This window comes from Campylobacter sp. CFSAN093224, from assembly GCF_012897395.1.
Taxonomy (GTDB): Bacteria; Campylobacterota; Campylobacteria; order Campylobacterales; family Campylobacteraceae; genus Campylobacter_D; species Campylobacter_D jejuni.
In genome coordinates, this window is record NZ_CP040607.1 from 575,136 (window position 1) to 590,734 (window position 15,599).

Below are 15,599 nucleotides of genomic sequence, written 5' to 3' on the forward strand. Positions count from 1 at the left end.
TTTGTTAAAAGAAAAAATAATCAAATTTGCACTTTTTTTATGTGCTTTTGTAAGCGTGATAGTAAGTTTTGCTATCATGCTTACAATTTTAATTGAAGCTTTAAAATTTTTTCAAAAAGAAAGCGTTGTTACCTTTTTATTCTCAAGTCAGTGGGCAGCTGATGCAGCTTTTATGAATGCAGATGGCACGAGTAAACAAGGTGTTTTTGGGGCGCTATCGCTTTTTTGGGGAACTTTTTATATTTCATTGATTGCTATGCTAACGGCTTTACCTTTAGGGGTTATGTGTGCTATATATTTAGGTGTTTTTGCTGGCAAAAAATCTAAAAATTACTTAAAACCTATTTTAGAAATCATTGCAGGGATTCCTACTGTTGTTTTTGGATTTTTTGCGGCTATAGTTGTAGCGCCTTTTATAGTGTGGTTTTTTTCTTTATTTGGCATACAAGCAAGCTTTCAAAGTGCTTTAGGCGCAGGTTTTATCATGGGGATCATGATAGTACCTATAGTGGCTTCGTTATCTCAAGATTGCATTGAAGCAGTAAGCGAGAAAAGGATTAATGGCGCTTATGCTTTAGGTATGACAAAAAAAGAAGTGGTTTTTGCCGTGATTTTACCTGAGGCTATTCCTGGTATAGTTGCAGCTTGTCTTTTAGGACTTTCAAGAGCCTTAGGCGAAACTATGATAGTGGTGATGGCAGCTTCTTTGCGTCCAAATTTAACTTTAAATTTTTTAGAAGATATGACAACGGTAACGGTAAAAATCGTAGAAGCTTTAAGTGGAGATCAAGCTTTTGATAGTTCTTTGGCTTTAAGTGCTTTTTCTTTAGGTTTGGTGCTTTTTGTCATCACTTTAATCATCAATATGTTTAGCGTTTATCTTATCAATCGCTTTCACAAAAGGAAAAATTTATGAAAAAACTTTTTAAAAAAAGACAAAAAGCTTCAAAGTCTTTTAAAAGACTTTGTAAAATGGGGCTTTATATTAATTTAATTTTTCTTTGTATCTTTTTAGGAAGTGTGGCTTATCTTGGATTTCCTGCTTTTAAGCAAACCTATATTTTTGTAGAGGCTAATAGAAATTCTCCTTCTTATGATCTTTTATCTCGCGCAGAACAAAGAAAAATAAGAACAGGACAAATCGCTGAAAAATCTTGGCTTTTGGCAAATTCAGAAGTAGATCAATATATGAAGCAAAAATATAATCGCCTTAGTGAAAAACAAAGAACTTTAGTCGATGATCTTGTACAAAAAGGCGAGATAGAGCTTAAATTTAATAGCAATTTCTTTTTAAATGGGGACTCAAAATCTCCTGAAAATTCAGGAATTTTATCTTCAGTTATAGGGACTTTGCTTGTTATGCTTGTTTGTATGGTTGTGAGTGTTCCTATAGGCGTTGCAGCGGCAATTTACTTAGAAGAATTTGCACCACAAAATATCCTTACACATTTTATAGAAGTGTGTATTAACAACCTTGCAAGTATTCCTAGTATCTTGTTTGGACTTTTAGGACTTGGAGTGTTTATCAATCTTTTTGGAATGCCTCGTTCAAGTGCTTTAGTGGGTGGGCTTACTTTGGCGATCATGAGTTTGCCTATTATCATTGTTTCAACCAAAGCGGCCTTAAAAAGTGTGGATATCAATATGAAAAATGCTGCTTATGCCTTAGGTATGACAAAGGTTCAAATGGTAAAAGGTATTATGTTACCTTTGGCTATGCCTATGATTTTAACAGGTTCTATTTTGACTTTAGCAGGGGCTATAGGCGAGACTGCACCTTTGATGATTATCGGTATGATAGCATTTATCCCTGATGTAGCTAGTTCGATTTTTGATCCAACTAGCGTTTTACCTGCTCAAATTTACTCATGGTCGGCTATGCCAGAGCGTGCATTTTTAGAAAGAACAGCAGCGGGTATTATTGTGCTTTTAGGACTTTTAGTTGTGTTAAATCTTAGTGCAATATTATTAAGAAAATATTTTCAAGGAAAATTAAAGTGATAGCAAAAACAACAAATTTAAATTTATTTTATGGAAAAAAACAAGCTTTATTTGATATCAATATGCAAATAGAGCAAAACAAAATTACTGCACTCATCGGTGCTTCAGGATGTGGTAAATCCACTTTTTTGCGCTGTTTTAATAGAATGAATGATAAAATTGCAAAAATCGATGGTTTAGTGGAAATTGAAGGAAAAGATGTTAAAAATCAAGATGTAGTAGCCTTGCGTAAAAATGTAGGCATGGTTTTTCAACAACCTAATGTTTTTGTAAAAAGCATTTATGAAAACATCTCTTATGCACCAAAACTTCATGGTATGATTAAAAACAAAGATGAAGAAGAAGCTTTGGTGGTGGATTGCTTGCAAAAAGTGGGGCTTTTTGAAGAGGTTAAAGATAAATTAAAGCAAAATGCCCTAGCTCTTTCAGGCGGACAACAACAACGTCTTTGTATCGCAAGAGCTTTAGCGATCAAACCTAAACTTTTGCTTTTAGATGAGCCAACTTCTGCACTTGATCCTATAAGTTCAGGCGTGATTGAAGAGCTTTTGAAAGAATTAAGCCATAATCTTTCTATGATCATGGTTACGCATAATATGCAACAAGGCAAACGCGTAGCTGATTATACAGCATTTTTTCACCTAGGTGAGCTTATAGAATTTGGAGAAAGCAAGGAATTTTTTGAAAATCCAAAGCAAGAAAAAACCAAAGCTTATTTAAGTGGTGCTTTTGGATAATAAAACCGCTATTTTTAGCGGTTTTATTTTAAGAAAAATTTGTTAAAATTTGCCTTTTATCTTTTAAGGCATTAATCATGGCAAAAAAACAACTCTCTTTAACAAGACTTAGTTTTCCTATATTTTGGGATTTGCTTTCTAAGTATTTAACCGTGATTATCAATACCGCTATGGTGTCGCATTATTCTAATTTTCTTGTCGGTGCTATGGGGGCTGGAAATCAAATTTTAGATCTTTTTATCACTATTTTTTCATTTTTAAGCGTGGGTTGTAGCGTGGTGATCGCACAAGCAATTGGTGCAAAAGATCATGTTTTAGCAAGAAAAGTGATTCATCAAAGTTTGTTCTTAAATGCACTTTTAGGCTTTGTATGCGGTGTGCTTATTTTATGGCATGGGGAGTATTTGCTTTATCTTTTAAAAATTCCACAAGAATTGCTCAAAGATAGCGAAATTTACTTACATATGCTTGCAATTTGTTTGTTTTTTGATGCCATAGGTATTGTTTTAGCTGCTATTGTAAGGGTTTATAATATGGCTTATTGGGTCATGTTTATAGGTTTTTTGATGGATATAGTGGTGATTTGTGGAAATTATTATGTTTTGCATTATACAAAGTCAGAACTTTTTGGAATAGGGCTTAGTAATATTTTTGCTCGCATTGTTGCTATAGTTGCTTTGTTTGCGATACTTTTTTATAAACTTAAAATTCATCTTAAAATCAAAGAAATGATAAAACTTGAAAAAGAAGTTTTAAAAAAGGTTTTAAATATAGGAGGATTTTCAGCAGGGGAAAATCTTTTGTGGATAGTCCAATACACTATAGCTTTTGCTTTTGTAGCAAGTTTAGGCGAGGCGAGTTTGAGTGTGCAAACGATTTATTTTCAAATTTCAATGCTTATCATGCTTATAGGACAAGCTACGAGCATAGCTAATGAAATCATAGTAGGTAAATTAATCGGTGCTAGATATGAAAATATAGCTTATAAACATGCTTGGCGTGCTTTATATTTTAGTGTAATAGCGAGTGCTTTAGTGGCGTTTTTAAACTATCTTTGTCAAGATTTTACTATGCAAATTTTAGGGCTTAAAGAAGAGCTAAAAAATTTAATGATACCTTTATTTGCTCTTTCAATCTTTCTTGAAATTTCACGAACTTTTAATATAGTTATGGTTAATTCCTTGCGCGCAAGTGGCGATGCTAAGTTTCCATTTTTTAGCGGACTTGTTTTTATGATGGGGGTATCTTTGCCTGTGGGTTATGTGCTTTGTTTTCATTTTAATCTTGGAATTTTAGGGGTTTGGATAGGATTTTGTGCAGATGAGTTTTTGCGTGGAATGGTAAATTCATACAGATGGAAAAGTAAAAAATGGCAAGGCAAAGCTCTAGTTTAAAATCATTTATTTATAAAGATGAGTGCTATTTTTATTCTAAAAAATGCATAAAAACTTTAAGATTAAGGCTAAATGAAAAGGGTGAATTTGTTCTTAGCATTCCTTATTTTTGCACCTTTAAAAGCGTTTATGAGTTTTTAGATAAATCAAGTTCTTGGATGAATGAGGCAAAAAAAAGATTTGAAAAAAAAGCCTTAAAAGATGATGAGTTAATCTTTTTAGCTAAAAAATATAAAATTATTTTTGATGAAAATGTCAAAAAAACTTATTTTAATAAAGATAAAATTCTTTGTCAAAATAAAGCAAAATTGGATTTATTTTTAAGACAAAATGCTAAAAAGATTTTTACTTTTTATCTTAAAAAATGGAGTAAAAAAACAGGCTTATTTTACACGCATTTAAGCATTAAAAATATGAAAACGCGTTGGGGTTCATGTAATCACAATAAAGCTTATATTAATTTAAATTTAAAACTCATTCAAAAGAGTTTAAGAGCTATTGAATATGTGATTTTGCATGAAATCAGCCATTTAAAATTCCCCAATCATAGCAAAGAATTTTATACTTTTATAGAGCATTTTATGAGTGATTTTAGGCAAAGAGAGAAAGAATTTTTAAGTTAAAAATGTTATATTTATAGTTTATTTTTCAAAAAAGGCATAATATGACTTTGGATTTTGATTTTATTTATAATGCGGATAATGATATTTTTGAATATTTATTGCGTTTTTATGCGAAAAATTATAACTACACCCTTAGTAAAGAAGAAAATACTTATCATTTTTCTATCGATGCAGATGAAGAAAATTTAAAGACTTTTTGTGATTCTTTGAATTTCATGAGTCATAGCGTTTTTTTGAAAAAATTTGATGTAAAAGCGGGGCAGGGTTTTAACCCTTGTATACCAGAAGATAAAGAATTTTCAAGATTTTCTTATATTACTCATTTAAATTCTAATGCTTATCAAGAAAAAAAACTTTTAAACAAAAACGAATGGGGCGTGTTTTGTGAGTGTGAATTTTCAAGCAATTTATCAGAATTTGAAAAAATCAATGAAGAAAATTTCAATACTTTTTTAAATCTTGCTTTTGATTTGTTAAGTCAAGAAAAAAAGATTTATTTGAAAGATAAAAACGGCATTTATGAATTTTCTTTGTTTAAGAACGAATTTATAGGAGATTTTTTACTTTCTTGTGATATTAAGGCTATAAATTCAGTTTTTGTTTGTTCAAATGAAAATTTAAAACTTCTTGCAAGTTTGGAAAAACCTTTGATGAAGCTAAGGCTTAATGCTATGTTTAGAAAAAATCACAATCTTGATTTTAATGATTTTAAAATCAGACTTGCTAGGGATTTGTTTTGTTTTGCTTTAGGTTTAAAACTTTTTGAAAATGAATATAAATTTTTAAGCGTAAAAAAGATAGAAGAATATCAAAAAGATTTTTATATCAGTGCTTTAGATGAGCAAGTGGTGGTTTTAGAGGGTTTTGAATTTATCAATGCTAAGGCAAGAGAGCTTATTTTTTCTAAAGAAGATAAAAATATGGCAAGAATTTCTTATCTTGTAAGCCGTTATAAAGAAAAAGCTTTTATTTTAGAGCTAAGTAAGGATTATGAAGATATTTTGCTTATCAATAAAGAGCTTAATTTACTTAAACTTTGCTTACCAAAACACAGCAAAGAACTTTATGAAGAGATTAAAAAAGATGAAATTGGTGCAAGGCTTTTAGAAAATTTTAACAAGGAATTTCCTCTTTTAGATGAAAATTTTAAGCTTCAAAACAATTTTTATTCCTTGCTTGGCTTGCTGGGTAGAGTGCTAAATTTGGGTAGAAATTTACAAGAGAGTGCTAGTGAGCTTTTAAAAATCGCTGATGAGTCAAAAATGCCTCGTGGAGTAAAGATTGATTATCGTTTGAAAGAAGATAAAAGTTTTGATTATACAAGGACTTTAAGATCTGCCATGAGTTTTATGTTAGCAGGTGTAGATAGTGCTAATATCGCTTATGGAGCGGTTGAGAGTTTGGCTTATTTCTTGCGTGATACTTATGATGAATTAAGAGAGAAAAAGCAAAGTGATTTAGCACTTATAAGTGGATCTTTGTTTGAACATAAATCTTTACTTAAAAATACTTTAAAACATCTTAAAAATTGTCAGTTAAGCGATGCGCCACTTAGGGTATAAGATCAAAATTTCAGGTCTAGTTCAAGGGGTGGGTTTTCGCCCCTTAGTTTATGAACTAGCTTTGAAATCAAAGCTTTTTGGAGAAGTAAGAAATGATGGTTTTGGGATAGAAATCATCCTTGCTTGCACTCAAAAAGAATGTGAAAATTTCATAGAAAATTTAAAAAATCATCTTCCACCTTTAGCAAGAATAGATAAGCTTATAATGACGCAAATTTCAATTTCAAACTATGAGAATTTTAGCATTACTCCTTCTTTAGAGAATACAAAAAGCACGCCTATGTTAAGCGATTTTGCGTTTTGTAAGGAGTGTAAAAAAGAATTTTTTGATGAAAAAAATCCACGCTTTTTATATCCTTTTATCACTTGCACACATTGTGGGCCACGCTTTAGTATTATAAAAAGTCTTCCTTATGATAGATTTAATACCTCTATGCAAGAATTATTGATGTGTGAGTTTTGTAAAAGCGAATACGAAGATCCTAAAAATAGGCGTTTTCATGCCCAGCCTATTAGTTGTCCTAAATGCAAAATCAATGTTTTTCTTAAAAATCCAAAGGGTGAAATTTTAGCCAAAGATCAAGAAGCTTTTATACAAAGTGCGAAGTTTTTAAAGGAAGGTAAAATTTTAGCCATTAAAGGCATGGGCGGTTTTCATCTCATGTGTGATGCGTTTAATGAAGAAGCTTTAAAAACTCTAAGACTTAGAAAAAATCGCCCCAAAAAACCCTTTGCTTTGATGTGTAAAGATTTACAAAGTGCTAAAGAACTTGCCTTTATAGATGAAAAGGAAGAAGCTTTGCTTGGTGGGGTTTTGGCTCCTATTGTGATTTTAAAGGCAAAAAAAGCCTTTTCTTTAATCGCTCCTGATGTTGATAAAATCGGCATTATGTTAGCTTATACACCTTTACATCTTTTGCTTTTTGAGTATTTTAAAGGAAGCCTTGTAGCAACGAGTGCAAATTTAAGCGGAGAAAGTATTATTAAAGATGAGTTTAATTTGTGTAAAAAACTTGATAAAGTTTTTGATTTTTATTTGGATTATGATAGGGAAATTATCAATGCAAGTGATGACAGCATAGCTCAAGTGGTAAATGGCAAAACTATGTTTTTGCGTACTTCAAGGGGTTTAAATCCTTTTTATTTGGAAAGAAATTTTAATAAAAAAGGCACTTTTTTAGCTTTAGGTGCGGAACTTAAAAATGAATTTGTGATTTTTTATGAAAATAAACTTTTAATTTCTCCTTATATAGGGGATTTGAAAAGTCTTGATGTGCATGAGAGATTTTTTAAACTTTTAGAATTTTTTAAACAAAATTATGATTTGAAATTTGATGCGATTTTGTGCGATAAACACCCGCATTTTAGCTATGCAAAAGAATTTGAAGAAAGGATTAAAATTTCTCATCATTATGCGCATTTTTGTGCGGCTTATTTTGAATACGAAGAAAATTTTGCAAAAGATGAAAAGGCTTTAGCTTTTATTTGTGATGGAACAGGTTATGGCGAAGATGGTAAAATTTGGGGTGGAGAAGTTTTTGTAGGAAATTTAAAAGAATATGAAAGAATTGCACATTTTGAAAATTTTACCCTTATCAATAGTGATATTAAAAATATACAAAATTTAGCCTTAAGTCTTATTTTTCATTATGATTTAGAAGATAAGGCTAAGGATTTTTTAGCAAAAATTCCAAAAATTAAACTTAAAAATCTTAAAAAAATTTATTCTCATTCTAACTTACAAACAAGTTCTTTAGGACGCATTATCGATGCTTTTGGAAGTATTGTTTTTAACTTAGAAAAAATTTCTTATGAAGCTCAAGTTGGCTTAATGTGTGAAGCTTTTTATGATAAAAATCTTGATTTTTCTTATAAGCTTTTTGTAGAAAAAGGGCAGGTTAATTTTAAAAATTTAATCCTAGGGGCTTTGCAAGATGAAAAAACTAAGGCGATTACAGGTATGTTTAATGCCTTGGCAAATTTTATCATAGATTTTAGCAAAGATTATGATTTAAAAGTGCTTTTAAGCGGAGGGGTTTTTCAAAACAAAACCTTGCTTGAAATTTTAAAAGCTAAAAATTTTGATTTTTTTATACCTTTAAAGTACCCTTGTAATGATAGCTCCATAGCCTTAGGACAAATGGTGCATTTTTTAAATTTAGAAAAATAAAGCAAATATTCTAAAAACTCATAATTTTTTAATGCTTTTAAGGTTAAAATGAAACAAAAAATATAGAAGGAAAGAAAATGTGTAAAGATTGCGGCTGCTCTATAAATTCAAGCCATACGCATGGTCATCATCACGATCATCATCATGAAAATCCAAGCCTAAAAGAAAGCAAAACCATAGAAGTGATTTCTAAAATTTTAAGTAAAAATGACGAAGAAGCCAAGCATAATAGGGCGCATTTTAATGAAGCAAATACACTTTGTATCAATCTCATGAGCTCTCCAGGAAGCGGAAAAACTACACTTTTAGAAAGTACGATCAAAGCTTTAAAAAACGAACTTAAAATTGCTGTGATTGAAGGGGATTTAGAAACCAATAATGACGCTCTAAGGGTAAAAAATGCCGGAGCTTTGGCGTATCAAATCACTACAGGGCAAAGCTGTCATTTGGATGCTTTTATGGTGCATGAGGCTTTGCATCATTTAGCCATTGATGATGTGGATTTGCTTTTTATAGAAAATGTTGGAAATTTGGTTTGTCCTGCAAGTTATGATTTAGGAGAGCATTTAAATGTGGTTTTGCTTTCTGTTACCGAAGGAAGCGATAAACCGCAAAAATATCCTGTGATGTTTAAAAAGGCTGATATAGTTTTAATCACAAAGGCAGATTTAGCTCATCATTTTGATTTTGATGTTAAAGAGGCGACTAGGTTGATTAAAGAATTAAATCCTAGAGCAGATATTATCACCCTTGATGCAAAAAATGGCACCAATATGGAGCTTTGGTATAAGGTGCTTAAACTTAAAAAGGAGCTTTTTTAATGTGTTTGTCTATACCTTCTGAAATTTTAGAAATCGATGAGTTAAACAATGCTTTAGTACAAACTTTAGGCGTGAAAAGAAAAGTTAATTTGGATTTGATTGATGAACCTTTAAAACAAGGCGATTATGTATTAATCCATGTAGGCGTTGCTATGGAAAAAATCGACAAAGAAGCTGCACTAGAAAGCATTAAAACCTATCAAGAAATAGTAGAAAAAATGAATAGTGGAGAGATAAAAAGTGATGAGGGAGATTTGGGTTTAAATGAATTTCATCGATGAATTTAGAGATAAAGAAAGCATTTTAGCTTTAAAAAAACTCATAGAACAAGAACTTAAAAATCCTATCAATATCATGGAAATTTGCGGTGGGCATACGCATAGTATCATGAAATATGCTTTGCCTTCTATTTTGCCAAAGGAAATTAACTTTATCCATGGGCCAGGATGTCCTGTTTGTGTTATGCCAAGAGTTCGCATTGATACAGCTATCAAGTTAGCCTCCATGAAAGATACGATTTTTTGTACTTTAGGGGATCTTTTAAGGGTGCCTGGAAGTGAAATTTCTTTACTGGATTTAAGAGCTAAAGGGGCTGATGTTAGAGCGCTTTATTCTCCGCTTGAGGTTTTGGAAATTGCTAAGCAAAATTTAAACAAAAATATCATCTTTTTTGCTATAGGTTTTGAAACTACTACGCCTATGAGTGCTTTACTTCTTCAAAAGGTTATAGAAGAAAAAATAAATAATGTCTTTTTTCATATCAATCATATCACAGTTCCAGCACCTGTAGAAGCGATCATGAATGATGAAAATGTAAAAATCAATGCTTTTTTAGGTCCTTCTCATGTGAGTGTGATAACAGGTTATGGTATTTATGAGCCTTTAGCAGCAAAATTTAAAACCCCTATAGCGGTGAGTGGTTTTGAGCCAGTTGATATTTTAGAAAGTGTGTTAAATATCATAAAACAAAGCAATGAAGGCACTTTTAAAGTGTATAATCAATACAAAAGAGCCGTAAGCAAAGAAGGCAATGTTAAAGCACAAAATTTAGTAAAAAAATACTTTAGGGTGTGTGATTTTGAATTTCGTGGCTTAGGACTTATTAAAGATGGAGGCTTGGAGTTAAAAGAAGAATTTAGCGCTTACGATGCGAGTAAAAAATTTGATTGTACGGTTCAAAGTAAAAATGAAAGCAAAGCCTGTATTTGTGGGCAAATTTTAAGAGGTTTGGCCAAGCCTTATGATTGTAAAGTTTTTGGCAAGGCTTGTACGCCAAGAAGTCCTATAGGAAGTTGTATGGTTTCTGGCGAGGGTGCTTGTGCGGCGTATTATAAATACTCAAAGGTGAATGCATGAAAAATATTTCCTTAGCCCACGGAGGTGGCGGAGAAGAGATGAATGAGCTTTTAACTAAGCTTTTTAAGATCTTTGATAATGAAATTTTAAACGCAAATAATGATGCGGCGATTTTGGGAAATTTGGCTTTAAGCACGGATTCTTTTGTTTTAAGTCCGATTTTTTTAGATGAAGAGGTTAATATAGGCAAACTTTGTGTTTGTGGTTCTATTAACGATGTTTTGATGGTGGGTGCTAAGCCAAAATATCTAAGCTTAGGGCTTATCTTAGAAGAAGGTTTTGAGCTAGAAAAATTAGAACGTATTTTAAAAAGCATTAAAGAAGAATGTGAAAAATGTGGAGTTATGTTAGTTTGTGGCGATACTAAAGTTGTTCCTAAGGGTAAAGCAGATGAAATTTATATCAACACTACAGCCTTAGGTGAAATTATTTCTAAAAAAGAAAGTAAAAATATCAAAGCAGGGCTTAGCATACTTCTTTCAGGCGATATAGGAAGGCATGGAGCTAGTGTTTTAATCAAAAGAAATGAGCTAGAAGCTGATATTAAAAGTGATTGCAAGGCTTTGAATAAAGAGGTTTTAGAGCTTTTAGAAAAAGATATAAAGGTTGTGGCCATGAGAGATGCTACTCGCGGGGGGCTTAGTGCGGTTTTAAATGAGTGGGCAAAGCAAAGTGGAAATGATCTTTTGATCTTTGAAGAAAAAATCATCGTTCAAGATGAGGTTTTAGGACTTTGCGAGCTTTTTGGTTACGAAGCGTATGAGCTTGCAAATGAAGGCACTTTTATACTTTGTGTGGAAAAAGAAGATGAGTTAAAAGCCTTGGAAATTCTAAAAAAATACAATGTAAATGCGAGTATTATAGGAGAAGTTTTAGAAGAGAAAAAAGCACGCGTGATCTTACAAAACGCTTATGGAGCAAAACGCTTTTTAGAAAGTCCTAAAGGCGAACTTTTACCAAGAATTTGCTAATGCACGAATTAAGTATAGTAGAATCTTTAATCGAACTTTGCGAAGAAAATGCCTTAAACAATAAGGCTTGTAATGTGCAAGAAATTTATGTAAAAATCGGGCGTTTAAGCGGTATAGAAGTGGATCTTTTTAAGCGTTGTTTTGAAACTTTTAAAGAAAACTCAAATATTTGCAAAAATGCTAAACTTTTTATAGAGCTTGCTCCGCTTGAAATTTTATGCTTAAAATGCGATCAAACAAGTATTTTAGAAGAAAATGTTTTTAAGTGTCCTAAATGTCAAAGTATAGAATATAAAATCATACAAGGTGAGGACTTACATCTTATGCGACTTGTGATGAAATAATATATTTGGCGTTTTTGTTACAATAGTAAATATTTTATCGATATTATTATTTTAATATTTAATAACCAAGCTAAAAAATCATAAATTTTGAAATTTTATCTAAAAATGCAAAAACTAAAAAAAATATATTTTTAAATTTATTTTAAATAAAATTTAAAAATATTATAAAAATATTGATAATATTTCATACAAATTTATTCTTATTAAGATATTTTAATTTAAACTAAAAATTTAAACCAAAATTTTAATAATAATTTAAGTATAATTATTATATAGTCTTCACTATTTTCATATTACAGTTTTATATTATTTTTAAATATAAACAAGAAAATATAAATATAAAAGGAAAGGGAATATTTATGAATAAAACTGCATTAACTAAAACATACACAAAAGATATACAAAATTCCTGTTTAAATTCTAAAAAGATAGTTTTATCTTTAGCTGCTATTTCTTTTTCGGCAAGTTGTACTCATGCTACACTTACTCCTGAAATAGAAACTTACGAAGAGGCAACAAATAGACATACTAAAGCTAGGTCAAGTGTTCGTTCTAAAAGTTCGAATAATGAGACTATAAATAATTCACAAACTTTAACTAAAACTGTAAGTAACACCGGCAATACTCTAGTTATAGAAAGTAGTGGAACTATTACTATTTCTAATGGTAGCCAACAAGCAGTAAACTTTCAACCAAATTCTTCAACTTCTACCTTTTTAAATAAAGGAACTCTTATAGGTGGAAACAATGCTGCTAGTGTTCAACTAGGAGCAAATGGAAATAACGGTGTTACCATAGAAACCTTTAATAATCAAGGCATCATAGGCAATGGTTCTTCTAAATTTGGAGTAACAGTTTGGGGAAATTCTAATAATAAATCTACTATTAATAATTTTACCAATAGTGGAACTATTCATTCAAATGCCGGTGAAAGTATTTATTTTGGTAACGCCAATATATCAAGTTTTGTTAATAGTGGGATTATTAAGAGTAAACAAGACACAGGAGTAAATATATCTCAAGGAACAAGTATAGGGAATTTTAACAATACCGGAACTATTGAAGGCAAGAAAATGGGTGTAAATGTTCGTTCAACAATAAATACCTTCGTCAATGACGGTTTAATTGCTGCAACGAACGATGGAATACAGATAAATGCTAATGTAAAAACATTAAAAAATACGGGAACCATAAAAGGACATGCTATATCTATAAGATTAAATGGAACTATAGACCAATTGATCAATGAAGGCATTGTGGATGGTGAAAGTGCTGGTATTTACATGAGCAGAGGTCGTGTTAAAACTCTTACAAATAAAGGTACCATTAATCAAAACAATTCGGCAACTTGGGCTGCTGGTATAAAACTCGAAAATGGTAGTACTATAGAAAATATCATCAACACAGGAACTGTCAATTCTAATAGTTTTGGAATAGCTGTAACTTATGGTAAATTTGGAACACTTACCATAAAAGATGGAGGTATGGTTTATGGAAAATACGAGGGAATAGGAGTGGGTCAATGGCAAACTCTAGGAGATTTATATATAGATGGAAGTTCAAGTAATGGCACAGTAAGTGGAATTTATAGTGATCAACGTGGAATTTCATTAGATGCTAACTCACGAACTCAAAAAATAGAACTTAAAAATGGCGGCATTATAAAAGGTAAGGTCCATGGTATAAGATTGGATAATGGTGCCTCTTTAAGTGGAGAAATGATTTTATCTGGCGAAGGTTCTAGGGTAGAAGGTGGAAGTGGTGCTGGTATATTGAATCGAAGTGGAAAAATAACAGGCTCTATAACCATAAAAGATGGAGCAACTGTTACGGCTACTTCGAATCGAGCCATAGTTAACCATCGCTCAGGAAGTATAACAGGTGGTATTACTGTTAGTGGGAAAAACACTAAACTTCAAGGAAATATAATCAATATGGGTAATGCTTCTATAGGTAGTGATATCAAGATAGAAGATGGAGCTAAGGTAGAAGGTGGTCTTGTTAATCAAGATAATGGAGCTATTTCTGGTTCAATTACTGTAGATAAAAATAGTAAACTTGATTCTATCACTAACACTTCTACATCATCTACAGGTATAAGTGGTTCTATTACTAACAATAGTGATAATAAACTTGAAATTTCTAATGGAGAAGGTGCTACTATAGGTGGAGGTATTACAAATAATGGTAATGCTGATTTAGTTATTTCCAATCAAGGCTCAGTAGGTAAAGATAGCAATGGTAATACAGTAACTAACAATGGTAGTGGTAGTGTTGGAATCAAAGATTGGCTTGTTTCTACAGATAAAAACACAGGTAAATTAAACACTGTGGTTATAGGTGGAAGTGGTAAAGATAATGTAAAAGTAGAAAACATCACCGTAGATCAAAGCAATGTTGATCTTGAAGAGCTAAACGATATAAATAACATCATCTCAGGTGTTAATCAAAACAATATTGGCAATATAGGAACCAATGGAAGTGGAGAAATATCTTTAAGCTTTGATCCAATAACAGGAAAGCTTACTACAGATTTTAATCTTAATGCTTCCATATCAGGTGCAACCTTTAGATCTTTAATCTCTACTACTTCAAGAAGATCAACCTTTATAGATAATGTTATGGGTAATTCTATGCAAAGCTTTGCTTTAGCTTCTTCAAGTAAATCTCAAAGCATCGCTATGTCTGAAAAGGGTAATTTATATGCAGATGCAAGTGATTATATAAAGAGTGATTTAAATAATGGAAGCTATGGTTCTAATAAAGAACATTCTTTATTCATCCTTCCTTATACTTCTTCACAGAATGTTGAACTTTCTTTAAATGAAGAAAGTAAAGGACACACTAAAGGAACCATTATAGGTTATTCTACTTTAAAAGACAGTGGAATATATGGTGTGTATGCAGGTTATGAAGATACAAAAATGGGTTCAACTTATTTTGATATTAATAATAGAACCTATTATGCAGGTTTAAAATACTTTAATACCTTATTTACTACAGAAAAAGGTCAAGAAGTTTATATCAAAGCTCAAGGTAAAGCTGCTTTGATTAAAAATGATTTAACTGAAAAAATAGGAAATAATGAAGCTAAAGCTGAACCTAATTCTTATGCTTATGGAGTCAATACAGCCTTAGGTATGAATTTTATTTCTAATAAAGATATATTCTCTCCTGAAATAGGTCTTGCTTATGAAGGAGGTTATACTGAAGCTTTTTCTATGAAAGACACCATAGGACAAGCAACAGTTAAAGGTGGAGAAAGAACCTATGCAAACTATTTAAATCTTTTCTCTACTAAAACAAGTCTTACTTGGTTTAGAGATTGGTTGCCTAATTTAAAAACTTCAGTAGAACTTGGAGCTAAGTTTAATATCAATCCTAAAGTAGAAGCTGAGGCTAGATTTGGTAATATAAAAGTAAGTGATGAGTTTGATTTACCAAGAGTACAAAAATTTGTAAGCACTTCTTTTATCATTCCTGTTAATGAAGCTTTCCATTTTAGTTTAAGCTATAATGGAATGTTTGATAAAGATGGCAATACCCATACAGGATTTGCTCAGTTTAATTATCTTTGGTAATCTTATAAAAGATAATATTTAGTTTAATTAGTTTACTCT

Annotated in this window: 13 protein-coding genes; all 13 read left to right on the forward strand. The window is 31.3% G+C overall.

Annotated elements, in window-relative coordinates; translation table 11 throughout:
• Window position 1 precedes the first annotated feature (1 nt).
• Window positions 2-916 (forward strand): phosphate ABC transporter permease subunit PstC, encoded by a 915-nt coding sequence (gene pstC / locus FBF11_RS03040; protein WP_002776292.1) that lies wholly within the window; start codon window positions 2-4, stop codon window positions 914-916.
• Window positions 913-2,001: a phosphate ABC transporter permease PstA gene (pstA, locus tag FBF11_RS03045; protein WP_002868909.1), complete on the forward strand. Its 1,089-nt coding sequence runs from the start codon at window positions 913-915 to the stop codon at window positions 1,999-2,001. Before pstC ends, pstA begins: the two co-directional genes overlap by 4 nt.
• Complete coding sequence (gene pstB / locus FBF11_RS03050) at window positions 1,998-2,738, forward strand: phosphate ABC transporter ATP-binding protein PstB (RefSeq protein ID WP_002776307.1); 741 nt, start codon at window positions 1,998-2,000, stop codon at window positions 2,736-2,738. Before pstA ends, pstB begins: the two co-directional genes overlap by 4 nt.
• A 77-nt stretch (window positions 2,739-2,815) precedes the next feature.
• Window positions 2,816-4,132, forward strand: coding sequence for an MATE family efflux transporter (locus tag FBF11_RS03055; protein ID WP_002928102.1), 1,317 nt, complete (start codon window positions 2,816-2,818; stop codon window positions 4,130-4,132).
• Window positions 4,108-4,755 (forward strand): M48 family metallopeptidase, encoded by a 648-nt coding sequence (locus FBF11_RS03060; protein WP_057032845.1) that lies wholly within the window; start codon window positions 4,108-4,110, stop codon window positions 4,753-4,755. The genes FBF11_RS03055 and FBF11_RS03060 overlap by 25 nt, the downstream gene beginning before the upstream one ends.
• Before the next feature lie 41 nt (window positions 4,756-4,796).
• Complete coding sequence (locus FBF11_RS03065; protein ID WP_168977452.1) at window positions 4,797-6,317, forward strand: hypothetical protein; 1,521 nt, start codon at window positions 4,797-4,799, stop codon at window positions 6,315-6,317.
• Complete coding sequence (gene hypF / locus FBF11_RS03070; protein WP_057096853.1) at window positions 6,298-8,487, forward strand: carbamoyltransferase HypF; 2,190 nt, start codon at window positions 6,298-6,300, stop codon at window positions 8,485-8,487. Before FBF11_RS03065 ends, hypF begins: the two co-directional genes overlap by 20 nt.
• Before the next feature lie 77 nt (window positions 8,488-8,564).
• A complete protein-coding gene (gene hypB / locus FBF11_RS03075; protein ID WP_002793335.1) occupies window positions 8,565-9,308 on the forward strand; it encodes a hydrogenase nickel incorporation protein HypB in 744 nt (247 codons plus the stop codon).
• Complete coding sequence (locus tag FBF11_RS03080; protein WP_002776342.1) at window positions 9,308-9,589, forward strand: HypC/HybG/HupF family hydrogenase formation chaperone; 282 nt, start codon at window positions 9,308-9,310, stop codon at window positions 9,587-9,589. Before hypB ends, FBF11_RS03080 begins: the two co-directional genes overlap by 1 nt.
• On the forward strand, window positions 9,573-10,664 hold the full coding sequence (hypD, locus tag FBF11_RS03085) for a hydrogenase formation protein HypD (RefSeq protein ID WP_002776343.1): 1,092 nt from the start codon (window positions 9,573-9,575) through the stop codon (window positions 10,662-10,664). The genes FBF11_RS03080 and hypD overlap by 17 nt, the downstream gene beginning before the upstream one ends.
• Window positions 10,661-11,635, forward strand: coding sequence for a hydrogenase expression/formation protein HypE (gene hypE / locus FBF11_RS03090; RefSeq protein ID WP_002776344.1), 975 nt, complete (start codon window positions 10,661-10,663; stop codon window positions 11,633-11,635). The genes hypD and hypE overlap by 4 nt, the downstream gene beginning before the upstream one ends.
• Window positions 11,635-11,979: a hydrogenase maturation nickel metallochaperone HypA gene (gene hypA, locus FBF11_RS03095; RefSeq protein ID WP_002826529.1), complete on the forward strand. Its 345-nt coding sequence runs from the start codon at window positions 11,635-11,637 to the stop codon at window positions 11,977-11,979. Before hypE ends, hypA begins: the two co-directional genes overlap by 1 nt.
• Window positions 11,980-12,338: 359 nt before the next feature.
• Window positions 12,339-15,560 carry an autotransporter outer membrane beta-barrel domain-containing protein gene (locus tag FBF11_RS03100; RefSeq protein WP_168977453.1) on the forward strand — a complete coding sequence of 1,074 codons (3,222 nt, stop codon included), beginning with the start codon at window positions 12,339-12,341 and terminating at the stop codon, window positions 15,558-15,560.
• Window positions 15,561-15,599 lie beyond the last annotated feature (39 nt).